General features: G+C 70.7%; 19 protein-coding genes and 1 pseudogene. 17 read left to right on the forward strand and 3 right to left on the reverse strand.

Annotation, left to right across the window (positions count from 1 at the left end):
* Window positions 1-3,303: chromosome segregation protein SMC (gene smc / locus Q0741_RS05970; protein WP_298232283.1), on the reverse strand; the 3,303-nt coding region annotated here is incomplete at its 3' end.
* Between the two features lie 268 nt (window positions 3,304-3,571).
* On the opposite strand from smc, the gene queF reads away from it, so the two are divergent.
* From queF to Q0741_RS06005, 7 genes are all read left to right on the forward strand, one after another.
* Window positions 3,572-4,000 (forward strand): preQ(1) synthase, encoded by a 429-nt coding sequence (queF, locus tag Q0741_RS05975; protein WP_043459066.1) that lies wholly within the window; start codon window positions 3,572-3,574, stop codon window positions 3,998-4,000.
* A complete protein-coding gene (locus Q0741_RS05980; protein ID WP_298232284.1) occupies window positions 4,000-4,476 on the forward strand; it encodes an SET domain-containing protein-lysine N-methyltransferase in 477 nt (158 codons plus the stop codon). Before queF ends, Q0741_RS05980 begins: the two co-directional genes overlap by 1 nt.
* A gap of 203 nt (window positions 4,477-4,679) precedes the next feature.
* Window positions 4,680-5,885 (forward strand): succinyldiaminopimelate transaminase, encoded by a 1,206-nt coding sequence (gene dapC, locus Q0741_RS05985; RefSeq protein WP_298232285.1) that lies wholly within the window; start codon window positions 4,680-4,682, stop codon window positions 5,883-5,885.
* A gap of 21 nt (window positions 5,886-5,906) precedes the next feature.
* Window positions 5,907-6,731 carry a 2,3,4,5-tetrahydropyridine-2,6-dicarboxylate N-succinyltransferase gene (gene dapD, locus Q0741_RS05990; RefSeq protein WP_298232286.1) on the forward strand — a complete coding sequence of 275 codons (825 nt, stop codon included), beginning with the start codon at window positions 5,907-5,909 and terminating at the stop codon, window positions 6,729-6,731.
* Between the two features lie 74 nt (window positions 6,732-6,805).
* On the forward strand, window positions 6,806-7,957 hold the full coding sequence (dapE, locus tag Q0741_RS05995) for a succinyl-diaminopimelate desuccinylase (protein ID WP_298232287.1): 1,152 nt from the start codon (window positions 6,806-6,808) through the stop codon (window positions 7,955-7,957).
* Between the two features lie 67 nt (window positions 7,958-8,024).
* Complete coding sequence (gene prmB, locus Q0741_RS06000; RefSeq protein ID WP_298232288.1) at window positions 8,025-8,906, forward strand: 50S ribosomal protein L3 N(5)-glutamine methyltransferase; 882 nt, start codon at window positions 8,025-8,027, stop codon at window positions 8,904-8,906.
* The gene (locus Q0741_RS06005; protein WP_298232289.1) at window positions 8,903-10,855 is read left to right on the forward strand and encodes an ABC-F family ATP-binding cassette domain-containing protein; all 1,953 of its coding nucleotides are present in this window, start codon (window positions 8,903-8,905) and stop codon (window positions 10,853-10,855) included. The genes prmB and Q0741_RS06005 overlap by 4 nt, the downstream gene beginning before the upstream one ends.
* Before the next feature lie 70 nt (window positions 10,856-10,925).
* On the opposite strand, the gene Q0741_RS06010 is transcribed toward Q0741_RS06005, so the two are convergent.
* Window positions 10,926-12,776, reverse strand: coding sequence for an ATP-dependent DNA helicase RecQ (locus tag Q0741_RS06010; protein WP_298232290.1), 1,851 nt, complete (start codon window positions 12,774-12,776; stop codon window positions 10,926-10,928).
* A 144-nt stretch (window positions 12,777-12,920) separates the two neighbouring features.
* Between Q0741_RS06010 and Q0741_RS06015 the strand changes: the two genes are divergently transcribed.
* The 7 genes from Q0741_RS06015 to Q0741_RS06045 all read left to right on the forward strand — a co-directional run bounded on the left by Q0741_RS06015 (window position 12,921) and on the right by Q0741_RS06045 (window position 17,733).
* Window positions 12,921-13,355: an organic hydroperoxide resistance protein gene (locus Q0741_RS06015; protein WP_298232291.1), complete on the forward strand. Its 435-nt coding sequence runs from the start codon at window positions 12,921-12,923 to the stop codon at window positions 13,353-13,355.
* A 253-nt stretch (window positions 13,356-13,608) separates the two neighbouring features.
* Window positions 13,609-14,283, forward strand: coding sequence for a transcriptional repressor LexA (gene lexA / locus Q0741_RS06020; RefSeq protein WP_298232292.1), 675 nt, complete (start codon window positions 13,609-13,611; stop codon window positions 14,281-14,283).
* A gap of 355 nt (window positions 14,284-14,638) precedes the next feature.
* A complete protein-coding gene (locus Q0741_RS06025; RefSeq protein ID WP_298232293.1) occupies window positions 14,639-14,920 on the forward strand; it encodes a hypothetical protein in 282 nt (93 codons plus the stop codon).
* A gap of 85 nt (window positions 14,921-15,005) precedes the next feature.
* Window positions 15,006-16,013 (forward strand): D-2-hydroxyacid dehydrogenase family protein, encoded by a 1,008-nt coding sequence (locus tag Q0741_RS06030; RefSeq protein WP_298232294.1) that lies wholly within the window; start codon window positions 15,006-15,008, stop codon window positions 16,011-16,013.
* Complete coding sequence (locus Q0741_RS06035) at window positions 16,010-16,594, forward strand: chromate transporter (RefSeq protein ID WP_298232295.1); 585 nt, start codon at window positions 16,010-16,012, stop codon at window positions 16,592-16,594. The genes Q0741_RS06030 and Q0741_RS06035 overlap by 4 nt, the downstream gene beginning before the upstream one ends.
* Window positions 16,591-17,136 carry a chromate transporter gene (locus tag Q0741_RS06040; protein WP_298232296.1) on the forward strand — a complete coding sequence of 182 codons (546 nt, stop codon included), beginning with the start codon at window positions 16,591-16,593 and terminating at the stop codon, window positions 17,134-17,136. Before Q0741_RS06035 ends, Q0741_RS06040 begins: the two co-directional genes overlap by 4 nt.
* Before the next feature lie 102 nt (window positions 17,137-17,238).
* Window positions 17,239-17,733: a polyhydroxyalkanoate granule-associated phasin gene (locus Q0741_RS06045; protein ID WP_298232297.1), complete on the forward strand. Its 495-nt coding sequence runs from the start codon at window positions 17,239-17,241 to the stop codon at window positions 17,731-17,733.
* 78 nt (window positions 17,734-17,811) lie between these two features.
* Here the strand turns inward: Q0741_RS06045 and upp are convergent, their stop codons facing one another.
* Entirely contained in the window at window positions 17,812-18,453 is a 642-nt protein-coding gene (upp, locus tag Q0741_RS06050) for a uracil phosphoribosyltransferase (protein ID WP_298232298.1), read from the reverse strand.
* Between the two features lie 235 nt (window positions 18,454-18,688).
* Between upp and Q0741_RS06055 the strand changes: the two are divergent.
* The 3 genes and pseudogenes from Q0741_RS06055 to Q0741_RS06065 form a co-directional block, all read left to right on the forward strand.
* Window positions 18,689-19,183 (forward strand): annotated as a pseudogene (locus tag Q0741_RS06055) (2Fe-2S iron-sulfur cluster-binding protein); the annotation flags it as partial.
* 12 nt (window positions 19,184-19,195) lie between these two features.
* Entirely contained in the window at window positions 19,196-20,194 is a 999-nt protein-coding gene (locus tag Q0741_RS06060; protein ID WP_298232299.1) for a xanthine dehydrogenase family protein subunit M, read from the forward strand.
* Between the two features lie 45 nt (window positions 20,195-20,239).
* Entirely contained in the window at window positions 20,240-22,480 is a 2,241-nt protein-coding gene (locus Q0741_RS06065; protein WP_298232322.1) for a xanthine dehydrogenase family protein molybdopterin-binding subunit, read from the forward strand.
* Window positions 22,481-22,488: the final 8 nt, after the last annotated feature.

Below are 22,488 nucleotides of genomic sequence, written 5' to 3' on the forward strand. Positions count from 1 at the left end.
CTCGTCCAGCAGGCAGAACGGCGCCGGGTTGAGCTGGAAGATGGCGAACACCAGCGCGATCGCGGTGAGCGCCTTCTCCCCGCCGGAAAGCAGGTGGATGGTGCTGTTCTTCTTGCCCGGCGGCTGCGCCATCACCTGCACGCCGGCGTCGAGGATCTCGGAGCCGGTCATCACCAGCCGCGCCTGCCCACCACCGAACAGGCTGGGGAACATGGTGCCGAAGCCGTCGTTGACCCGGTCGAAGGTGCTGGTCAGCAGCTCGCGCGTCTCCAGGTCGATGCGGCGGATCGCGTCTTCCAGCGTGTTGATGGCGTCCAGCAGATCGGCGTTCTGCTTGTCCAGGAAGCCCTTGCGCTCGCGCGCCTCGCCCAGCTCCTCCAGGGCTGCCAGGTTCACCGCGCCCAGGCTGGTGATCTCGCGCTGGATGCGGTCGATCTCGCCCTGCAGTCCCCACAGCTTCACTTGCCCGGCCTGGATGGACTGCTCGATGGCGGCGAGGTCCGCCTGCGCGTTGGTGAGCTGCTCCAGGTACTGCGCGCCGCCCAGCGTGGCGGCCTGCTGTTCCAGCTGCAGCCGCGTGATCTGCTCGCGCAGCGGTTGCAGGCCGCGCTCCACCATCAGCCGCCGCTCATCGACCTGCCGCACGCGCAGGCTGAGCTCGTCGTAGGCGCGGCGCTGCGCGGCCAGCGCGGCCTCGCGCTCGCGGCGCACGGCCAGCGCCTGCGTCAGCCCTTCCTGCGCCGCCGCGTCGTCGAAGGCGGCCAGCTCGATGGCGACCTGCGAGGCCGCCTGCGCGTTGTCCTGCAACTGGCGCGCGGCCGTCTCCAGCGCACGCTGCAGCTCGCCGCGGCGCGCGCCCAGCGAGCGGGTCTCGAACTGCGCTTCCTGCGCCCGGCGCTCCAGCGCGCGCAACTGCTCGCGCGCCTGCGCCACGCGGCGCTCGGCCTCGGCGGCAGCCTCCTGCGCCACGGCCTCGTCTTCCTGCAGCTGCGCGAGCTGCAGGTCCAGCTCCTCGAACCTGGCTTCGTCCTCGGCCTGGCGCGCAGCCAGGGTTTCGAGCTGGGCGTCGATCTCCTGCAGCTCATCCTGCAGCTGCGCGCGGCGCCCGGCGGCGGCCTGGGCCTGCTGGTGCAGCTTGAACCACTCGACATGCAGTTTATGAGCCTGCGTCTGCGCCTCGGCCGCGGTGCGGCGCAGCGTGCCGAGCTGCGCGGCGGCCTCGCCGTAGACGCTCTCGGCGCGGCGCAGCGTGTGCTGCGCGTCCTCGACCGCGCGCGCGACCTCGGATTGCTTTTCCTGCAGCTGCTCGATCTCCTGCGCCCGCTGCAGCAGCCCGGCCTGCTCGCTGTCCGGCGCGTAGAAGCTCACGGCGAACTGCGACACCGCGTGGCCCTCGCGCGTGACGATCCACTCGCCGTGCGTCAGCGCCTCGCGGTTCTTCAGCGCCTCTTCCAGGTTGCCCGCGGTGTAGATGCCTTCCAGCCAGTCGTCCAGCAGCGCCTTCAGTCCGCGGTCGTTCAGGCGCAGCAGCTCGGCCAGGCGCGGCAGCGTGCGGTGCGTGACGGGGATCTCGGCATCGGGTGCGTGATAGAAGGCCAGCTTGGCCGGCGGCGCGTCGCGCTCGAAGGCGCGCACGGTGTCGAGCCGGCCCACGGGCAGCGCGGACAGCCGCTCGCGCAACGCGGACTCCAGCGCCGTCTCCCAGCCCGGCTCGATGTGGAGCTGCTTCCACAGGCCCTGCAGCCCTTCCAGCCCATGCTTGGCCAGCCAGGGTTTGAGCTTGCCCTCGGTCTGCACCTTCTCCTGCAGCGCGCGCAGCGCCTGCAGCCGGGCCGCGACCTGGGCCTGGCGCGCGGTCTCGGCGTTGAGCGCCTCCTGCGCCTGGCGCCGCGCGGCGTCGAGCTGCGGCAGGTCCTCGCTCAGCGCGTGCAGTTGCTCCTCGGCCTGGGCCTGCGCGGCGGCGGCGTCCTCGCTTTGCTGCTGCAGCTCGGCCAGGTGGTCGGGATCGGGCGCCTGCAGCGCCTGGCCTTCGCCGTGCAGGCGTTCGCGGCGGCTGTTGAGCTGGCGCTGCTGCTCCTGCAGGTGGCGCCCATCGGCGGCCAGCAACTGCAGTTGCTGCTGCACCTGTGCCACGCGCTGGTGCTGCGCGGCCACGCGGCCGGCGGCCTGGCGTTGCGCTTCCTCGACCTCAGGCAGGCGCTCGGCCTGTTCCTCGGACTGCGCGGCCAGCAGCTCGGCCTGCTCCTCGGCGGCGGCGATCTTCTCGGCGATGAGCTCCAGCTCCTCGGCGGCGTGCTCGCGGCGCTGCGCCCACTGCGCGTCCTGCGCGCGCAGCTCGGCCAGACGCTGCTGGGCACGGTCGCGGCCCTCGGCCACGTAGCGGATGCGCTCCTCCAGCCGGCTGACCTCCAGCGCCGCGTCCGACAGTTTTCCCTGCTCCATGTGCAGCGCGTCGCTGGCGGCGAAGTGCGCGCCCTTGACCTCTTCGAGCTCGGCCTCGACCTGGGCCAGCTCCTCCATGCGCTGCGCCAGCACGCCCTGGGCCTCGGCGATGGCGGCCTTCACGCGCGCCTCCTCGGTGCTGGCGTCGCGGTGTTTCAGATACCAGAGCTGATGCAGCTTCAGCGTGCCCTGCTCCTGCAGCAGCTTGTAGCGCTGCGCAACTTCCGCCTGCTTCTCCAGCTTGACGAGGTTGCTGTCGAGCTCGCGCAGGATGTCCTCGACGCGCAGCAGGTTCTCGCGCGTGTCGCGCAGCCGCAGCTCGGTTTCGCGGCGGCGCTCCTTGTACTTGGACACGCCCGCGGCCTCTTCCAGGAACAGCCGCAGCTCCTCGGGCTTGCTCTCGATGATCCGGCTGATGGTGCCCTGGCCGATGATGGCGTAGGCACGCGGGCCCAGGCCGGTGCCGAGGAACACGTCCTGCACGTCGCGCCGGCGCACGGGCTGATTGTTGATGTAGTAGCTGCTGGTGCCGTCGCGGGTGAGCACGCGCTTCACCGCGATCTCGCTGTAGCGGCTCCAAGGGCCGCCGGCGCGGGCGCTGCTGTTGTCGAAGACCAGCTCCACGCTGGCGCGGCTGGCGGGCTTGCGGTTGCCCGAGCCGTTGAAGATGACGTCCTGCATGGACTCGCCACGCAGCTCGCTGGCCTTGGACTCGCCCAGCACCCAGCGCACCGCATCCATGATGTTGGACTTGCCACAGCCGTTGGGACCCACCACGCCCACGAGCTGTCCGGGCAGCTGGAAAGTGGTCGGTTCAGCGAAAGATTTGAAACCGGAGAGCTTGATCTGGTTGAGCCGCATGCAGCGCCATGGCCCGGGGCGGATGAATCAGCCGCAGGCCAAGTAGTTGATTCCTAAGGGAAATTAGCGCGGGCGCGCCAGGCGAAAGCGGGCCGGATGATACCATCGCGCCCCTCGCCGCCCGGGCGGCTACGAATCCTTTCCAAAAGTTCCCATGCCCAGCAAGACCGCGGCTCCCGCCGCCAAGAAAGCCGCCGCCAAGAGCAGCGCCGGCGCTGCCCGCAAGCGCTCCGTCGCCGAGAAGCTGCCCGCGAGCCGCCAGCGCCAGATGCCGCCGAACCCGCCCAGCGCCCCGAGCAAGGAGCTGCACGTGTTCCCGAACCCGGCGCCCGAGCGTGACTACGTGATCCAGTTCCAGGTGCCCGAGTTCACCTGCCACTGCCCGCTCACCGGCCAGCCCGACTTCGCGCACTTCACGATCGACATGATCGCCGACGAGCTGTGCGTGGAGCTCAAGAGCCTGAAGATGTACTTCTGGAGCTACCGCAACGAAGGCGCGTTCCACGAGAAGGTGACCAACACCATCCTCGACGACATCGTGAAGGCCACGAAGCCGCGTTTCGTGCGCATCACGGCCAAGTGGTACGTGCGCGGCGGCATCTACACCAACGTGGTGGTCGAGCACCGCAAGCGCGGCTGGAAGCCGCAGCCGCGCGTGGACCTGCCCTCGCACGCCGAAGAGCGCGGGCTGCTGTGATGGGCGCGTCGCACGAGGCTCCGGCCACGGGCTCAGGCACCGAGCTCGCGGCGCCGCCCGTCGTGCGGCCCCCCTGGCAGAAGTTCGACGTGCTGGTGCAGCGCAGCCTCATCGACGGCCATGGCGTGTTCGCCAAGGAGCCGATCCCGCCGCGGGTGAAGATCGGCGAGATCCGCGGCGAGTCGATCAGCGTCGAGGCCGCGCGCATCCGCGCCACGCGCTACGAGCGCGTGATGATCGTGGAGGTGTCGGAGAAGAAGGCGATCGACTTCCACCGCTCCACCGACCCGATGCGCTTCACCAACCACTCCTGCGCGCCCAACGCGCGGCTGTGCATCCGCCAGGGCCGAGTCGAGTTCTACGCGCTGCGCGCCATCGCGCCGGGCGAGGAAATCACCGTGAACTACGGCGAGACGCACCACGAAGGCCGGCTGCGCTGCCAATGCGGCGCGGCCAACTGCGTTGGGAAGTTGTGAGCCGGATCGCATCAAGTCTTCGGACCCGCCAACCCGTTCGTCCTGAGGTATCGAAGGACGAATCCGACAGGCTCGTACGCCTGCCGCACAGCCGGGGCCGTTCATCCTTCGATACCTCAGGACGAACGGAAATCAGAAATTAAAGAATTTCGTTCGGGCTGAGCCCTTCAACAAGCTCAGGGCGAACGGGAAAGAAGAAGCCAATGAACCCGCTGCTCCAACGCCTCAATCCGTACCCCTTCGAGCGGCTGCGCGCGCTCACCAAGGACATCGTCCCGAACCCCGCGCTGCGCCCGATCAGCCTGGGCATCGGCGAGCCCAAGCACGCCACGCCGGCACTGGTGGAGCAGGCGCTCATCGGCAACCTGCAGGAACTCTCGGGCTACCCGCCCACCGCCGGCAGCCCGAAGCTGCGCGAGGCTTGCGCGGGCTGGGTGCAGCGGCGCTACGGCGTGGCGCTCAATCCCGCCACGCAGGTGCTGCCGGTCAACGGCTCGCGCGAGGCGCTGTTCGCGCTGGCGCAGACCGTGATCGACCCGACGCGCGCGGGCGCCACGGTGGTGTGCCCGAATCCGTTCTACCAAATCTACGAGGGCGCGGCCCTGCTGGCCGGCGCCGACGTGGTGTTCGCCAACAGCGACCCGGCGCGCAACTTCGCGCCGGATTGGTCCGCCATCGACGAGGCCACCTGGTCACGCACGCAACTGCTGTACGTGTGCTCGCCCGGCAACCCGACCGGCGCGGTGGCGCCGCTGGAAGAGTGGAAGATGCTCTTCGAGCTCAGCGACCGGCACGGTTTCGTCATCGCCAGCGACGAGTGCTACTCGGAGATCTACTTCCGCGACGAGCCGCCGCTGGGCGCGCTGCAGGCGGCGAAGATCCTGGGCCGCGACGACTTCAAGCGGCTGATCGTGCTGACCAGCCTGTCCAAGCGCTCCAACGTGCCGGGCATGCGCTCGGGCTTCGTGGCGGGTGATGCGGCCATCCTGAAAGACTTCCTGCTGTACCGGACGTATCACGGCAGCGCCATGAGCGGCGTGGTGCAGGCGGCCAGCATCGCGGCCTGGGGCGACGAGCTGCACGTCGTCGAGAACCGCGCGCTGTACCGGCAAAAGTTCGAGTTGGTGACGCCCATGCTGGCCGAGGTGCTGGACGTGAAGTTGCCGGACGCAAGCTTCTACCTGTGGGCCGGCGTGCCGGGCGGGGACGACATCCGTTTCAGCCTGGAGTTGCTCGCTCAATACAATGTCGCGGTGCTGCCGGGCAGCCTGCTCGCCCGCGATGCGCACGGTGTCAATCCTGGCCGCGGCCGCATCCGCATGGCCCTGGTGGCGGGCGTAGAGGAATGCCTCGAAGCCGCGCGCCGCATCGTGGCCTTCACCGCCACGTACTCCCCCGAATCCAAGTAATACCCCCTCTCAAGGACAGCCATGAGCCAGCAACTGCAAGCCGTCATCGATGCCGCGTGGGAAGACCGCGCCAGCCTCTCGCCCGCCAGCGCCCCCGCCGAGGTGCGCGAGGCCGTGGAGACGGTGATTGCCGATCTCAACGCCGGGCGCCTGCGCGTGGCCACGCGCGAGGGCGTGGGCCAATGGACGGTGCACCAGTGGATCAAGAAGGCGGTGCTGCTGAGCTTCCGCCTGAAGGACAACCAGATCATCCGCGCCGGCGACCTGGGCTTCTACGACAAGGTGGACACCAAGTTCGCCACCGCCCCGGACGAGGAAATGCGCGCCAGCGGCGTGCGCGTGGTGCCGCCGGCCGTGGCTCGCCGCGGCAGCTACATCGGCCGCGGCGCGGTGCTGATGCCCTCCTACGTGAACATCGGCGCCTACGTCGACGAGGGCACGATGGTGGACACCTGGGCCACCGTGGGCTCTTGCGCGCAGATCGGCAAGAACGTGCACCTCTCCGGCGGCGTCGGCATCGGCGGCGTGCTGGAGCCGCTGCAGGCCAACCCGACGATCATCGAGGACAACTGCTTCATCGGCGCGCGCTCGGAGATCGTGGAAGGCGTGATCGTGGAGGAGAATTCCGTGATCAGCATGGGCGTGTACATCGGCCAGAGCACCAAGATCTACGACCGCGCCACGGGCGAGGTGACGTACGGCCGCGTGCCCGCGGGCTCGGTGGTTGTCAGCGGCAACCTGCCCAGCGCCGATGGCAAGTACAGCCTGTACTGCGCCGTGATCGTGAAGAAGGTGGACGCGCAGACCCGCGCCAAGACCAGCATCAACGAGCTGCTGCGCGCCTGATCACGCATGGGGGCTGCAACAGCCCCCGATGACTGTTTGCATTTCGGGCCTTTGATCGGCCCCTCGGCCCCGTCATGACCACCACCCTAGAACTCGCCGAGGCGCTGATCGCGCGCCGCTCCGTCACGCCGGAGGACGCCGGCTGCCAGGACCTCATCGCGCAGCGCCTGCGCCCGCTCGGCTTCGAGTGCGAGCTGCTGCAGCATGGCCCGGAGGATTTCCGCGTCGCCAACCTGTGGGCGATCCGCCGCGGCGGCAAACCCGGCCCCACCTTCGCCTTCGCCGGCCATACGGATGTCGTGCCGCCGGGTCCCCTGGGGCAGTGGAACTCCGACCCTTTCGTGCCCTCGCACCGCCAAGGCAAGCTTTACGGTCGCGGCGCGGCGGACATGAAGACCTCGCTGGCCGCCATGGTGGTGGCGGTGGAGGAGTTCGTCGCCGCGCAGCCCGACCATGCCGGCGCCATCGCCTTCATGCTCACCAGCGACGAGGAAGGCCCGGGCCACGACGGCACCGTGCGCCTGGTGGAGCTGCTGCAGCAGCGCGGCGAGCGGCTGGATGCCTGCATCGTGGGCGAGCCCACCTCGGTGAGCCGGCTGGGCGACATGATCAAGAACGGCCGCCGCGGCTCGCTGTCCGGGCGGCTGCGCGTCATCGGCGTGCAGGGCCACATCGCCTATCCGCAGCTCGCGCGCAACCCGCTGCACGAGCTGGCACCGGCGCTGGCCGAGCTGATCGCCATCGAGTGGGACCGCGGCAACGAGCACTTCCCGCCCACGAGCTTTCAGATTTCCAACCTGCACGCGGGCACCGGCGCGGGCAACGTGATCCCGGGCGAGGCGGTGGTCGATTTCAACTTCCGCTTCGGCACCGAGAGCACCGCCGAGGGGTTGAAGCAGCGCGTGATCAGCCTGCTGGAGCGCCACGGGCTGCAGTACGAGATCACCTGGACGCTGAGCGGCAACCCCTTCCTCACGCGCGAGGGTTCGCTGTGCACGGCGCTGGCGGGGGCGATCCAGGACGAGACCGGCATCGCCACCGAGCTGTCCACCAGCGGCGGCACCTCGGACGGCCGCTTCATCGCCCGCATCTGCCCGCAGGTGGTGGAGTTCGGGCCGGTGAACGCCACCATCCACAAGATCGACGAGCACGTGGAAACGGCCAGCGTCGAAGGGCTGAAGAACATTTACAGGCGCACGCTGGAGCGGCTGCTGGCCACCCCCTGACACCCGTTTTCCGTTCGGGCTGGGCCCTTCGACGAGCTCAGGGCGAACGGGGGAAAGAATCGACCCCATGAAACTCATCGCCCTGCTGGAGCGCAGCGCCCAGCGCATGGAAGAGGCCGGCCTGAGCTTCGGCCACGGCACCACCAACGCCTTCGACGAAGCCGCCTGGCTGGTGCTGTGGAAACTGGGCCTGCCGCTGGAAGACCTCGACGGCGTGGCCGAGCGCGAGCTCACGGCCAACGAAGTCGCCGCCGTGGACGCGCTGGTGGACGAACGCATCAGCACCCGCAAACCCGCCGCCTACCTCACGAAGGAGGCCTGGCTGCAGGGCGTGCCTTTCTACGTGGACGAGCGGACCATCGTGCCGCGCTCGCTCATCGCCGAGCCGCTGGCCGACGGCACGCTGGATGCGTGGCTCAGCGAGCACACCCGCCGCGTGCTGGACCTGTGCACCGGCAACGGCAGCCTGGCGGTGCTGGCCGCCCTCGCCTGGCCCGAGGTCGAGGTGGACGCGGCGGACCTCAGCGCCGAGGCGCTGGAGGTGGCGCGCATCAACGTGGAGAAGCACGAGCTCACGCAACGCATCCGGCTGCGCCAGGGCGACGGCCTGCAGGCGGCCGATGGCGCCTATGACCTGATCCTCTGCAATCCGCCTTATGTCAATTCGGAGTCCATGGCGGCGCTGCCGCCGGAATTCCGGGCCGAGCCCGAACTGGCGCTGGCCGGCGGCGCGGACGGCATGGATTTCGTTCGCCGGCTGCTGCGCGACGTGCCGGCGCACCTGACGCCGCAGGGCGTGCTGGTGCTGGAAATCGGGCATGAGCGCCAGCACTTCGAGGACGCCTTCCCGCACCTGGGCCCGGCCTGGCTGCCCACGAGCGCGGGCGACGACCAGGTGCTGCTGCTCACGCGCGAGATGCTGACCGCGCTGGTGGAGGTGCAGCCGTGATCACGCTGCGCAACGTCACGCTGCGCCGCGGCGCCAAGGTGGTGCTGGAGGGCGCCAACGTCACGCTCAACCCGGGCGAGAAGGTGGGCCTGGTGGGGCGCAACGGCGCTGGTAAATCGAGCCTGTTCGCGCTGATGGCCGGGCGGCTGCTGGCCGACGCCGGCGACTTCGAGATGCCGCCGACCTGGCGCCTGGGCGAGGTGGCGCAGGCCATGCCCGAGACCGAGCAACCGGCCACCGACTTCGTGCTGGACGGCGACCTGCCGCTGGTGGAGGCGCGCGAGTCCCTCGTCGCCGCGGAAGGCCGCAACGACGGCCATGCGATTGCCGAGGCGCACGTGAAGCTGGAGGAAGCCGGCGCCTTCGACGCGCGCTCGCGCGCGCAGGCCCTGCTGCTGGGCCTGGGTTTCAAGCTGCAGCAGCTCGACGCCCCGGTGAACAGCTTTTCCGGCGGCTGGCGCATGCGGCTGCAGCTGGCGCGGGCCCTGATGTGCCCGGCCGACCTGCTGCTGCTGGACGAGCCCACGAACCACCTGGACCTGGACGCGCTGGTGTGGCTGGAAGGCTGGCTGCAGCGCTTCAAGGGCACGCTGCTGGTGATCAGCCACGACCGCGAGTTCCTGGACGCCATCACCGGCGTCACGCTGCACCTGGAGAACGCCAAGCTCGACCGCTACGGCGGCAACTACACGGCCTTCGAGTCCATGCGCGCCGAGCGGCTGAGCCAGCAGGCTTCGGCCTACGAGCGGCAGCAGGACAAGATCGCGCAGCTGCAGCGTTTCATCGACCGCTTCAAGGCCAAGGCGACCAAGGCGAAGCAGGCGCAGAGCCGCGTGAAGGCGCTGGACCGCATGGAGAAGCTCGCGCCGGTGCTCACCGCCAGCGATTTCTCGTTCGAGTTCCGCGAGCCGGCGAACCTGCCCAACCCGATGCTGAGCCTGCGCGCGCTGGAGTGCGGCTACCCGCAGGAGGGCGGCGGCTCGGTGACCATCGTGCGCAACGTGAATCGCACGGTGCTGGCGGGACAGCGCATCGGCATCCTGGGAGCGAACGGCCAGGGCAAATCCACGCTGGTGAAAACCGTGGCGCGCGAGCTGGCGCCGATCGCCGGCACGCTGACCGAGGGCAAGGGGCTGACCATCGGCTACTTCGCGCAGCAGGAGATGGATCTGCTGCACGCGGAGGACACGCCCCTGTCGCACATGGTGCGGCTGGCCAAGGTGGTGAGCCCGCAGGCACGCGAGCAGGAGCTGCGCGACTTCCTGGGCCAGTTCCGCTTCGGCGGCGAGATGGCGGCGCAGCCGGTGGGCACGCTCTCCGGCGGCGAGAAGGCGCGGCTGGTCCTGGCGAGCCTGGTGTGGCAGCGCCCCAACCTGCTGCTGCTGGACGAACCGACGAACCACCTGGACCTGACGACGCGCGAGGCGCTGTCGATGGCGCTCAACGAGTTCGAAGGCACCGTCATGCTGGTGAGCCACGACCGCGCCCTGCTGCGCGAGGTGTGCGACGAGTTCTGGCTGGTGAGCCGCGGCGGCGTGGAGCCCTTCGACGGCGACCTGGACGACTACCAGCGCTGGCTGCTGGAGCAGGCCAAGGAGGCGGCACGGGCGCTGAAGGATGCGGCGGCGGCCCAGGCGGCTGCCGCAGCCGCGGCGGCCGGCGAGGCGCCGGTGAACCGCAAGGAAGAGCGCAAGGCCGCGGCGGCGCAGCGGCAGAAGCTCAACGAACAGGCCAAGCCGATCAAGAACGAGCTCAAGAAGGTCGAAACGCGGCTGGCCAAGGCCACCGAGGAGCGCGACGCTGCCCTCGCCTCACTGGGCGCGGCGGACCTTTCCCCTCAGCAGCGCGCGGATGCCGGGAGGCAGCTCAAGGCGCTGGAGGAGGAGATCGAGGAGCTGGAAATGCGGTGGCTGGAGCTGGGGGAGCAGTTGGAGCAGTTGGCGGGGTAGCGCTCAGCGGCCCATACGGCCGCTTGCGGCAGCCGCTCGCCGCCATACGCCGTGCCTGCGGCCGGGCGGCTCAGGCCGCAGCGGCGCCTTGCACCGGCACCGTGGCCGCCTCCTCCTCCCGCTGCACGTACTGCGCCACGAAGCGCCGCGTGCGCCCGTCCGGGAACTGGATCGCCACCTCTTCCGCGCTGGCCGAGGCGACACGGCCGCTGCCATAGCGCGGCACGCGCACCGCTTCGCCGACCTGGAACGGCGCCGGCGTGGACAGCGACGGCGGCTTGGCAGGCTTGCGCAGGCTGGGCGGTGGGGTTGCTGGCGCCGGCGGCTCGGGCAGGGCCAAGCCCGGCCCCGGCGTCACCGCCTGCGGGCTCGGCTGCTCCTGCAGCGCCGCGGCCGGGATCGCCTCGTTGGCCGCCGCCGGTGTGGCGGCGACGGCGGGCCGTAGCGCCTCGGCCTGCGCCGCCTCCTGGGCCGCCGCGAAGTTCAGGCAGTTGTCGCAGTGCCCGCAGTGCTCGCCCTCGAAGGGCGGCTCCTGCTCGAAATACTCCAGCAGCACGCGCCAGCGGCACAGGCCCGTCTGCGCATAGAACACCATGCGCTCCAGCGCCTCGTGCTCGTGCTCGGCGCGGGCGTCGTAGTCCGCCACCAGCGGGGCCAGGTCCAGCGACTCGGCGCCCGGCAGCAGCGACCACGCGCGCGTGCGGTTGGCGCGCACCACGCCCGCGTCGCGCAGCAGCGTCAGCACGTGCATGAGGCGGTGGCGCGTGAAGCCCCGCAAGCGCTGCAGCAGCGCCGCCGCCGACATCGGCGCCTGGCTCAGCGCGTCCAGCACCGCGCGCAGCTCATCCCGATCGGGCCGGCTGCGCGCGAGGAAGAACTGCTGCACCTGGCGGTCCGGACGGTGGTAGAGCAGCGCGCAGTCGGCGGCCTCGCCGTCGCGCCCGGCGCGGCCGGCTTCCTGGTAGTAGGTCAGCAGGCTGCCGGGGAGCTGGTAGTGCAGCACGAAGCGCAGGTCGGCCTTGTCGATGCCCATGCCGAAGGCGTTGGTCGCCACCATCACCCGCGCCTGCCCGCTCATGAAGCGCTCCTGGTTGGCATGGCGCTCGACCGCGCGCAGCTTGCCGTGGTAGCGCGTGACCGACTCGCCCGCGGCGCCCAGGCGCTGGTACAGCTCCTCGCAGGCCTTGACCGTGGCGGCGTAGACGATGCCCGGCCCCGTGGTCTTGGCCAGCGCCCGCTGCAGCGTCTCGAACTTGTGCTTCTCGCTGTCGCACACGGCCACCTGCAGGCGCAGGTTGGGCCGGTACACGCCGGTGTCCACCACCTGCAGCTCCGGGCGTCCCAGGTGGCGGCGGATGTCGGTGATGACCTGGTCGGTGGCGGTGGCGGTGAGCGCCAGCACGGGCGGGTTGCCCAGCGCGCGCAGCGCGGTGCCGATGCCCAGGAAGGCCGGGCGGAAGTCGTGCCCCCACTGCGAGATGCAGTGCGCCTCGTCCACCACCAGCAGCGCCACGCCGGCCTGGCGCAGCGTCTCGACGAAGTCCACGTCCTCCAGCCGCTCGGGCGTGGTGAACACGATGTCGCTGCGCGCCTCGGCGATGCGCGCCATGGAGTCCTTCTGCTCGGACGCGGGCCGCGCGCTGTTGAGCTGCGCGGCCTCCACGCCCGCCTCTTCGAGCTTGCTGGCCTGGTCGTGCATCAGCGCGATCAGCGGCGACACCACCACCGTGCGCCCGTCCAGGTGCAGCGCGGGCAGCTGGTAGCACAGCGACTTGCCCGCCCCGGTGGGCATGACGGCCAGGGTGTCCTGGCCGGCGAGCACGCGCTCGATCACGGCCTGCTGGCCTTCGCGTAACTCGCGCAGGCCAAAAGTGCGGCGCAGGGAACGGCGCAACGCCGCGGGAAGATTGTTGGCGGTCATCGGGTTGCCGGAGAAAAAAAGCTGTCGATAGGCAGCCGTTCGGCAAGCCGTATGCCCTTGGTTGCGACAGGGACGTTCCCCGGGTGCGCCATGGCGCCAGATTCCTACACTGCCACCCCCTCCAACGACCCTATGAGGAAGACCATGGCGATCGAAAAAGCCCTCTACACCGCCACCGCCACCGCCACGGGCGGCCGCGCGGGCAGCGCGAAGTCCGACGACGGGCGGCTGACGGTGACGCTGTCCACGCCCAAGGCGCTGGGCGGCGACGACGGCCAGGGCACGAACCCGGAACAGCTTTTCGCCGCGGGCTACTCGGCCTGCTTCATCGGCGCGATGAAGGCGGTGGCCGGGCGGCAGAAGCTGCAGTTGCCGGGCGAGGTGTCGATCACGTCCAAGGTCGCCATCGGCCCGCACGCCAACAAGCCCGGCGCCTTCGGCATCCAGGTGGACATGGACATCTCCATCCCCGGCATGGACCGCGCCGCCGCCGAGAAGCTGGTGGCCGAGGCGCACGAGGTCTGCCCGTACTCGAACGCCACGCGCAACAACGTGGACGTGAAGCTCAACGTGGTGTGAGCCACGCAGGGCCGTGCGGCGGCCCGCCCCGCATCGACGAGCGGCGCCCGTGGGGCGCCGTTTTCATGTCGGCTTGCCGCGGCCTATGCGGAGCGCACGGCGCGGCTTGCGGCCAGCGACCGCGGCACGGCAAATCGGCTTTGCACGCGCTCACTCCATGGATGAAAATACAGGTATGGATTCCGACCTCCGCCCTCGCGCCCGGCCCCAGGCCGCAGCGCGCAGCAATTCCACCAGCCGCGCGAGCCGCCCCATGAACCCCACTCTCACGCCCCGCCAACAGCAGGTGTTCGACCTGGTACAGGAGGCCATCGAGCGCACCGGCGCGCCGCCGACGCGGGCCGAGATCGCGGCGCAGCTGGGCTTCCGCTCCGCCAACGCCGCCGAGGAACACCTGCAGGCGCTGGCGCGCAAGGGCGCCATCGAGCTCGTGGGCGGCACCTCGCGCGGCATCCGCCTCAAGTCCGACACGCTGCGCGCCCTGCGATCCGCGCGCGCCGAGGACGCACCGCTGCCCTCCAGCGTCATGGCCGCGGCGCTGTCGCTGCCGCTGGTGGGCCGCGTGGCCGCCGGCAGCCCGATCCTGGCGCAGGAGCACATCGACCAGCTCTATCAGGTCAGCCCCGCGCTCTTCCCCACCAAGCCCGACTACCTGCTGCGCGTGCGCGGCATGAGCATGCGCGACGCGGGCATCCTCGACGGCGACCTGCTGGCGGTGCAGAAGGCTGACGACGCGCGCAACGGCCAGATCGTCGTGGCGCGCCTGGGCGACGAGGTCACGGTCAAGCGCTTCCAGCGCACGCGCGCGGGCATCGAGCTGCTGCCCGAGAACCCCGAGTTCCAGCCCATTCGCATCGCCTCCGGCAGCAACGACTTCGCGCTCGAAGGCGTGGCCGTGGGCTTGATCCGCAACACGCCGCTGATGTGACGCGCGGCGCCGTGGCCCGCCCGGGCCGCGGTGGCGCGGCGGCGGACGATGCTCCGCCGCCGGCCAGGATTCCCCTCTCTCCAGTCAAGCGCCTGGCCTGCCGGGCGGCTGGCCATCGGCTACAAACCGGCCATCCCGCTTCAGTCTCGAAGCTCGATTTTCACAGTCGGTTACTGTTTGAAATGCGACTGTCAAGCGGCGTATTTCACGGGTTCGGGCGCAGGGCGCTGCTTGGACAATGGGCGCAACCTTGTTGCGTGCCATGAGATTCTTCCGCCGCCCCTGTCGCCGTACCGAAGTCTGCCCGCCTGGGCCAAGCAGCTTCGGCACGTATGACAGCCGCTGGCACTACCTCATGCGCTGGCTGTGGCCGTGGTCGGACGGCCTGTCCGACGAGGCGCGCCAAGCCTTCGAGGCGGCCCTGGAAGGCTTGCCGGGCGAGGAAGCCGAGCGGCTGCGCGCCCGCGTACGCGTGAGCCCGGGGCTACAGGAGCTGTGGCACCTGCGCTCGGCGGTGTTCGGGCTGGTGGCGCGGCACAGCAGCGAGTCCGAAGCGCAGCGGCGCATGGCGGCGGTGGACCGGCACTTCCCGACCCGGCGCCTGACCTCCGCGCCGTCGGCCCCCCCGCGGCGCTGAGCGCGCTTGGCGCTGCCCTTCGGCGGTGTCACGAGCCTCGTCCTGGAGAGCTCGTTGAGCGGCGCAGGCAGAATTCGCGCTGCCCATGAACATCATCATCCTTGACGACTACCAGGACGCGGTACGCAAGCTGCGCTGCGCCAGCAAGCTCGAACACCTCAACGCCAAGGTGTTCACCAATACCGTCAAGGGCATTGGACAGCTCTCGGTGCGCCTGCGTGACGCGGAGGTGCTGGTGCTCATTCGCGAGCGCACACAGTTCCCGCGCATGCTGCTGGAGAAGTTGCCCAAGCTGCGGCTGATCTCGCAGACCGGCCGCGTGGGCTCGCACATCGACATCGAGGCCTGCACGCGGCTGGGCATCGCCGTGGCCGAGGGCGTGGGCTCGCCGGTGGCGCCGGCGGAGCTGACGTGGGCCCTGATCATGGCCGCCATGCGGCGGCTGCCGCAGTACATCAGCAACCTCAAGCACGGCGCATGGCAGCAGTCCGGGCTCAAGGCCGCGTCGATGCCGCCGAACTTTGGGCTCGGCATGGTGCTGCGCGGCAAGACGCTGGGCCTGTGGGGTTACGGCAAGATCGGCCGGATCGTGGCCGGCTACGCGCGCGCCTTCGGCATGGAGGTACTGGTGTGGGGCCGCGAGCCCTCCCTCGCCAAGGCCCAGGCCGATGGCCACCTGGTGGCCAGCAGCAAGCAGGACTTCTTCGAGCGCTGCGACGTGTTGAGCCTGCACCTGCGCCTCAACGACGACACGCGCGGCATGGTGACGCTGGAGGATCTCTCGCGCATGAAGCCCACCTCGCTCTTCGTCAACACCTCGCGCGCGGAGCTGCTGGAAGAGAACGCGCTGGTGTCGGCGCTGAACAAGGGCCGCCCGGGCATGGCGGCGGTGGACGTGTTCGAGTCCGAGCCCATCCTGCAGGGCCACCCGCTGCTGCGGCTGGAGAACGCCGTGTGCACGCCGCACATCGGCTACGTGGAGCAGGACAGCTACGAGCTGTACTTCGGCGCGGCCTTCGACAACGTGCTGGCCTACATCAACAAGCAGCCCACCAACATCGTCAACCCGCAAGCGCTCCAGGTGGTTCGTTGAGCGGGGAACGGCCCGCGCACCGGCCGCGCAGCGCGTGGGCGCTGGCGCTGGCCTTCAACCAGTTGGCGCTGCAGGGCTTCGGCGGCGTGCTGCCGGTGGCGCAGCACGAGCTGGTCGAACGACGCGGCTGGCTGACCAAGGCGGAATTCCTGGAACTGCTGGCGCTGGGGCAGGTGCTGCCCGGGCCCAACATCGTGAACATGGCGCTGATGTTCGGCCACCGCCACTTCGGCCTGCGCGGCGCCGTGGCGGCGCTGCTGGGACTCACCGCCGTGCCGACGTTGATCGTGCTGGCGCTGGTAGCGCTGTACGGCCGCTTCAACGAGCTCGCGCCCGTGGCCGGCGCGCTGCGCGGCATGGCCGCCGTGGCGGCCGGGCTGGTGCTCGCCATGGGCTTGAAGCTGCTGCCCTCGTTGCGCAAGAGCCCACTGGGCTGGCTGGCGGCGCTGGGCGTGGTGGCACTGTCGCTGGTGCTGATCCTGGTGCTGCACTGGCCGCTGCCGGCGGTGCTGGGCAGCGTGGGCGTGGGCTCGGTGCTGTGGGCCTGGTGGCGGCTGGGGGCTGAGGTGAAGCCCGAATGAGCGCCGCCGCCGCGCTGGGCTGGGGCGACTGGGCCCAGCTGATCCTGCATTTCATGCTGCTGTCGCTGCTGTCCATCGGCGGCGCGATCACCACCGCGCCCGAGATGCACCGCTTCATGGTGCGCGAGCACGGCTGGATCAGCGGCGCCGATTTCAGCCAGTCCATCGCGCTGGCACAGTCCGCGCCCGGCCCCAACGTGCTGTTCGTGGCGGTGCTGGGCTGGCAGCTCGGCGGCGTGATGGGTGCGATTGCCACCATGGCCGGCATCCTGCTGCCTTCCAGCGCGCTCACGCTGGCGCTGGCGCACTGGAGCCGCCGCCGTCGCGACAGCCGCGGGGTGCGCGCCTTCACCGGCGGCCTGGCGCCGCTGACGGTGGCGCTGCTGCTGTCCACCGGCTGGCTGCTGGCCGAGCCCGCGCATGCGCACCTGGGCGCGCTGGCACTGTTCGCGGGCAGCGCGCTGGTGTCCTGGCGCTGGCGCCTCAGCCCGCTGTGGCTGATCGCGGCGGGCGCCGTGGCCGGGGCGCTGGGCTTGGTGTAAGCCGTCGCGCGCAGCCTGTGCCGATGCCCATGGCGCCCAGTGCCGCCTTGCCTTGGGCGCATGGCTTGCTTGAAAAACCCTTTATCCCTTAGGAGCCCACCCATGCCTCATTCCATCGCCACCTGGTCATCCTGGTGGCGCAACGCGCAGACGATGTGGGAGATCGCCCAGTCGGCGCCGCAGGTCATCGCGCACCGCAGCACGCGCATGGCGCTGGCGGGGCACATGCCCTCGGCACGCGACCGCAAGGAATTTCACCTCATGGGCGCGGAGAAGCTGGAAGCCATGGGCGAATCGGCTTTCGCGGTGATGCTGCAGCTGTTGCAGGCGCAGCAAACCGCGACGCTGGCGCTCATGAGCGCATGGTGGAAGCCTCAGGCGTGGGTGGACCCCGGCCCCTGGCTGCGCGCGATGCCGGGCGTGACCGCAGCGGGACTCAAGCCCGTGCACAAGCGCGTGACGGCCAACGCGCAGCGCCTGGCGCGCGTCGGGCTGACACCGGCCGCGGCGGCGATCGTGCCCACGCTGGCCGCGGCAGTGCCGGCCAAGCGCGCCAAGGCGGTGGTGACGCCGCGGCGCAGGCGGCGCAGCGCCTGACGCACCACGCCAATGAAAAGAGGCGGCCCGTGGACCGCCTCTTTTTCCTCCTGCTCCCCGTGCAGGCGCGCCTGGCTGTCAGCGCGTCTCCTCGTCCTTGGTGCCGAAGATCTTGTCGCCCGCGTCGCCCAGGCCCGGGATGATGTAGCCCAGGTCGTTGAGGTGCGAATCGATCGCGGCGGTCCAGCAGCGCACGTCCGGGTGCGCGGCCTGCAGCGCGGCGATGCCTTCGGGCGCGGCCACCAGCACCAGCGCGCGGATGTCCTTGCAGCCGCGCGACTTGAGCAGGTCGATGGTGGCGATCATCGAGCCGGCGGTGGCGAGCATCGGGTCCACGATCAGCGCGGTGCGCTGGTCCAGGTGGCCGACGAACTTCTCGAAGTAGTGCTCGGGCTGCAGCGTCTCGTGGTTGCGCGACAGGCCCACCACGCTGATCTTGGCGTTGGGCACCATGTCCAGCACGCCGTCGAGCATGCCCAGGCCTGCGCGCAGGATGGGCACCACGGTGACCTTCAGGCCGCTGATCTGGTCCACCTCCACCGGGCCGCTCCAGCAGTCGATGGTGGTCTTTTCCAGCGGGAAGTCGGCCGTGGCCTCGTAGGCCAGCAGCCGGGCGAGCTCGTGCGTGAGCTCGCGGAATTTCTTGGTGGAGATGCCGGCCTCGCGCAGCAGGCCGATCTTGTGCTTCACCAGGGGGTGAGTGACGTCGATGATGGGCATGGGCGGAAGTCTAAGTGCTGGCTTACGCAAGGCCGCGAGAGGGCTGACGCAGCCCGGGCCAACGCATCGCCCCCGCTGCCTTTGCGGTTCGCGCCCTCGCCTTGCGGGAACAGCCCTTGCCGATCAGCGCGACCGCTTCACGCCTCGCGCCCCGCCCGCCATGGACCAGCCCGCCATCCCCGCCACGGCCCCGCCGGCCGTGGCCGGAACACCTCGCTGTCGCATCGCCTTCGAGCTCAACGGCCAGCCCCACGAACTGGAGCTGGAGCCCCGCGTCACGCTGCTCGACGCGCTGCGCGAGCACCTGAAACTCATCGGCACCAAGAAGGGCTGCGACCGCGGACAGTGCGGCGCCTGCACCGTGCTGGTGGACGGCCGCCGCGTCAACAGCTGCCTGACCCTGGCGGTGATGTGCGAGGGCCGCAGCGTCACCACCGTCGAAGGCCTGGGCACGCCCGAGGCTCTGCACCCGGTGCAGGCCGCCTTCATCGAGCAGGACGCCTTCCAGTGCGGCTACTGCACCCCCGGGCAGATCTGCTCGACCGTGGCGCTGCTGGAGGAAGCCCGGGCCGGCCGCGCCAGCGCCGTCACGCCGGACCTCTGCCGCATCGAGGGCCCGCTGAGCGACGCCGAGATCCGCGAGCGCATGAGCGGCAACCTCTGCCGCTGCGGCGCCTATCCGAACATCGTGCGCGCGGTGCGGCAGGTGCTGGACTCGAACCCGGGCTGAGGAGCGCCGCGCATGGACAACTTCCTCTACCAGCGCCCCGGCTCGCTCGACGAGGCGCTGGCGCTGATGGCGCAGCCCGGCGTGGCGGCCATCGCCGGTGGCTCCAACCTGCTGGACCTGATGAAGGGCGGCATCGCCCGCCCGTGCAAGCTCATCGACGTCAGCCGCCTGCCCTGGGACGCGATCGAGCCCCTGCCCGATGGTGGCCTGCGCCTGGGCGCGGGCGTGCGCAACAGCGACGCGGCCGACGATGCCCAGGTGCGCCAGCGCTACCCGCTGCTGGCGCGCGCCCTGCTGGCCGGCGCCACGCAGCAGCTGCGCAACATGGCCACCGTCGGCGGCAACCTGCTGCAGCGCACCCGCTGCCTCTACTTCTACGACGACGGTTTCAGACGCTGCAACAAGCGCGAACCGGGCAGCGGCTGCGACGCGCTGCAGGGCTTCAACCGGCAGCACGCCATCCTCGGCGCCAGCGAGCACTGCATCGCCACGCACCCGTCGGACATGGCCGTGGCGCTGGCGGCGCTGGACGCGCGCGTGCTGCTCAAGAGCCAACGCGGCGAGCGCGCGCTGCCGCTATCGGCGTTCCACCGCCTGCCCGGTGACACGCCGGAGCGGGACACGGAAATCGAGCCGGATGAACTGGTCGTCGCCGTCGAGCTGCCGCCTTCGAAGGCCGCCGGCCACAGCCACTACCTGAAGCTGCGCGACCGCGCCAGCTACGCCTTCGCGCTGGTGTCGGTAGCGGTGGCGCTGGAACTGGACGGCGATGGCCGCGTCGAGCGCGCGGGCCTGGCACTGGGCGGCGTGGCCCACAAGCCCTGGCGCGCGGCGGCGGCGGAACACGCCCTCGTTGGGCGGCTGCCCGATGACGCCGCCGCGGCCTCCGACGCGGCCGATGCGCTGCTCGCCGGCGCCCGCGGCTGCGGCCACAACGATTTCAAGATCGAGCTGGCGCGCCGCGCCGTGCGCCGCGCCCTCGCGCGCGCCGCCCGCGGCAGCGCGCTCTGAGCGCAACCTCCGCAGGACGACGCCATGGACGCCTCTCCCCTTCCCATGACCGTGACGCCCGCTGCCGACGGCGCACAGGACGGCCGGCTCGGCAGCGGCCTGCCCCGCGTGGACGGCCCCTTGAAGGTCTGCGGCGAGGCCCGGTACGCGGCCGACTTCGACGCGCCGGGCCTGGCGCACGCAACGATGGTGTTGAGCCGCATCGCTTGCGGGCGCGTGCGCGCCATCGACGACACGGCCGCCAAACGCGAGCCCGGCGTGCTGCTGGTGATGACGCCCTTCAACGCGCCACGCCTGCCCGAAGGCGGGCAGGCCGGCATCAAGCCGCCGGCCGGGCGCACGCTGTCGCTGCTGCAGGACGACCGCGTGCACTACGACGGTCAACCCATCGCCGTGGTGGTGGCCAAGACGCTGGAGGCCTCGCGCCAGGCGGCGCGGCTGCTGAAGATCGAGTACGAGGAAGAGACGCCCGTGCTGGACTTCGAGCAGGCCAAGGCCGAGGCGCACCCGCCCAAGGAGGCGCAGGGCCAGCGGCCCGACAGCGCGCGCGGCGTCGCGCAGGCCGGCTGGGCCGCGGCCGCGCACCGGCACGCCGCCACCTACACCACGCCGCTGGAGCACCACAACCCGCTGGAGACGCACGCCACGCTGGCCGCGTGGGACGGCGACGAGCTCACGCTCTGGGACGCGACGCAGTACGTGCACGGCGTGCGGCAGACGGTGGCGCAACGGCTGGGCATCGACGTGGAGAAGGTGCGCGTGGTCAACCCCTTCGTTGGCGGCGCCTTCGGCAGCAAGGGCTCCGCGTGGTCGCACGTGGTGCTGGCCGCGATGGCGGCTCGCGAAGCGCGGCGGCCGGTGCGGCTGATGGTGGAGCGCACGCAGATGTTCGGGCCCGTGGGCAACCGGCCCTTCACCGAGCAGGCGTTCCGGCTCGCCGCGGCACAGGACGGCCGTCTCACGGCGCTGGAGCACCACGTGCACGCCGAGACGGCGCGCATCGAGGACTGGATCGAGCCCTCGGCGCTGCTCTCGCGCTTCCTGTACGCCTGCGACAACGTCGCGACCTCGCACCGGCTGGTGCCGCTGAACGTGGGCGTGCCCACCTTCCAGCGCGCGCCCGGTGAGGCCACGGGCAGCTTCGCCCTGGAGTCGGCGATGGACGAGCTGGCGCACGCGGCCGGCATCGACCCGCTGGAATTCCGCCTGCGCAACCACTCGGACTTCGACGCCGAGCGCGGCATGCCCTACTCCAGCAAATCCTTGCGCGAGTGCTACGCGCGCGGGGCGGAGGCTTTCGGCTGGTCGCGCCGCGAGCCGCGCCCGGGCGTCATGCGCGACGGCGAGGCGCTGGTCGGCTGGGGCATGGCGACGGCCACCTACCCGGCCAAGCGCATGCCCTCGGAGGCCCAAGCCGCGCTGCTGCCGGACGGCCGGGTGCGGGTGCAGTGCGGCACGCACGACCTGGGCACCGGCACCTGGACGTTGCTGACGCAGGTGGCAGCCGACACGCTGGGCCTCCCGCCGTCGCGCATCGCAGTGTCCATCGGCGACACGGCGCTGCCGATGGCACCGGTGTCCGGTGGGTCCATGAGCGCCGCCAGCGCCGGCTCGGCCGTGCACGACGTGTGCGAGGCGCTGCGCACGCGGCTGATCGAGCTGGCGGTGGCGGACGAGGGCTCGCCGCTGCACGGCGCGCCGCACGAGTTGATCGAACTGCGCGAAGGCCGTCTGTGCCACCGCGAGCAGCCCGGGCGCGGCGAGCCGATCGAGACGCTGGCCGCCCGCCATGCCGAGGACGAGTTGCAGGTGAAGGTGCGCGCCACGCCGGGACCGGACTCGGAAAAATTCTCCAAGCACTCTTTCGGCGCGGTGTTCGTGGAGGTGCGGGTGGACGCGGAGCTGGGAGAGATCCGCGTGCCGCGCATCGTGGCGGCCTACGCGGTGGGGCGGCTGCTCAACGCCAAGACCGGGCGCAGCCAATTACTCGGCGGCATCGTGTGGGGCCTGTCGATGGCACTGCACGAGCACTCGCTGCGCGACCCGCGCTACGGGCGCATCGCCAACGCCAATTTGGGCGAATACCACGTGCCGGTGAATGCCGACGTGCCGGACATCGAATTGATCATCGTGCCGGAGGAGGACCCGCATATCGGACCGCTGGGGGCCAAGGGCATCGGCGAAATCGGCATCACCGGCGTGGCCGGCGCGATGGCGAACGCGGTGTGGCATGCGACGGGCAAGCGAATTCGGAACCTGCCAATCTCGCTGGACGCGCTGCTATAAGGAGGCGG

This window comes from uncultured Azohydromonas sp. (assembly GCF_937926365.1).
Lineage (GTDB): Bacteria > Pseudomonadota > Gammaproteobacteria > Burkholderiales > Burkholderiaceae_C > Azohydromonas.

Coding starts and splice junctions, on each gene's coding strand:
- Q0741_RS06065 (WP_298232322.1), top strand. CDS start 20,240: ATGACCGTGACGCCCGCTGCCGACGGCGCACAGGACGGCCGGCTCGGC.
- Q0741_RS06040 (WP_298232296.1), top strand. CDS start 16,591: ATGAGCGCCGCCGCCGCGCTGGGCTGGGGCGACTGGGCCCAGCTGATC.
- Q0741_RS06010 (WP_298232290.1), bottom strand. CDS start 12,776: ATGACCGCCAACAATCTTCCCGCGGCGTTGCGCCGTTCCCTGCGCCGC.
- Q0741_RS06045 (WP_298232297.1), top strand. CDS start 17,239: ATGCCTCATTCCATCGCCACCTGGTCATCCTGGTGGCGCAACGCGCAG.
- Q0741_RS06015 (WP_298232291.1), top strand. CDS start 12,921: ATGGCGATCGAAAAAGCCCTCTACACCGCCACCGCCACCGCCACGGGC.
- upp (WP_298232298.1), bottom strand. CDS start 18,453: ATGCCCATCATCGACGTCACTCACCCCCTGGTGAAGCACAAGATCGGC.
- prmB (WP_298232288.1), top strand. CDS start 8,025: ATGAAACTCATCGCCCTGCTGGAGCGCAGCGCCCAGCGCATGGAAGAG.
- lexA (WP_298232292.1), top strand. CDS start 13,609: ATGAACCCCACTCTCACGCCCCGCCAACAGCAGGTGTTCGACCTGGTA.
- queF (WP_043459066.1), top strand. CDS start 3,572: ATGCCGCCGAACCCGCCCAGCGCCCCGAGCAAGGAGCTGCACGTGTTC.
- dapD (WP_298232286.1), top strand. CDS start 5,907: ATGAGCCAGCAACTGCAAGCCGTCATCGATGCCGCGTGGGAAGACCGC.
- Q0741_RS06060 (WP_298232299.1), top strand. CDS start 19,196: ATGGACAACTTCCTCTACCAGCGCCCCGGCTCGCTCGACGAGGCGCTG.
- Q0741_RS06025 (WP_298232293.1), top strand. CDS start 14,639: ATGCGCTGGCTGTGGCCGTGGTCGGACGGCCTGTCCGACGAGGCGCGC.
- dapE (WP_298232287.1), top strand. CDS start 6,806: ATGACCACCACCCTAGAACTCGCCGAGGCGCTGATCGCGCGCCGCTCC.
- Q0741_RS05980 (WP_298232284.1), top strand. CDS start 4,000: ATGGGCGCGTCGCACGAGGCTCCGGCCACGGGCTCAGGCACCGAGCTC.
- Q0741_RS06030 (WP_298232294.1), top strand. CDS start 15,006: ATGAACATCATCATCCTTGACGACTACCAGGACGCGGTACGCAAGCTG.
- dapC (WP_298232285.1), top strand. CDS start 4,680: ATGAACCCGCTGCTCCAACGCCTCAATCCGTACCCCTTCGAGCGGCTG.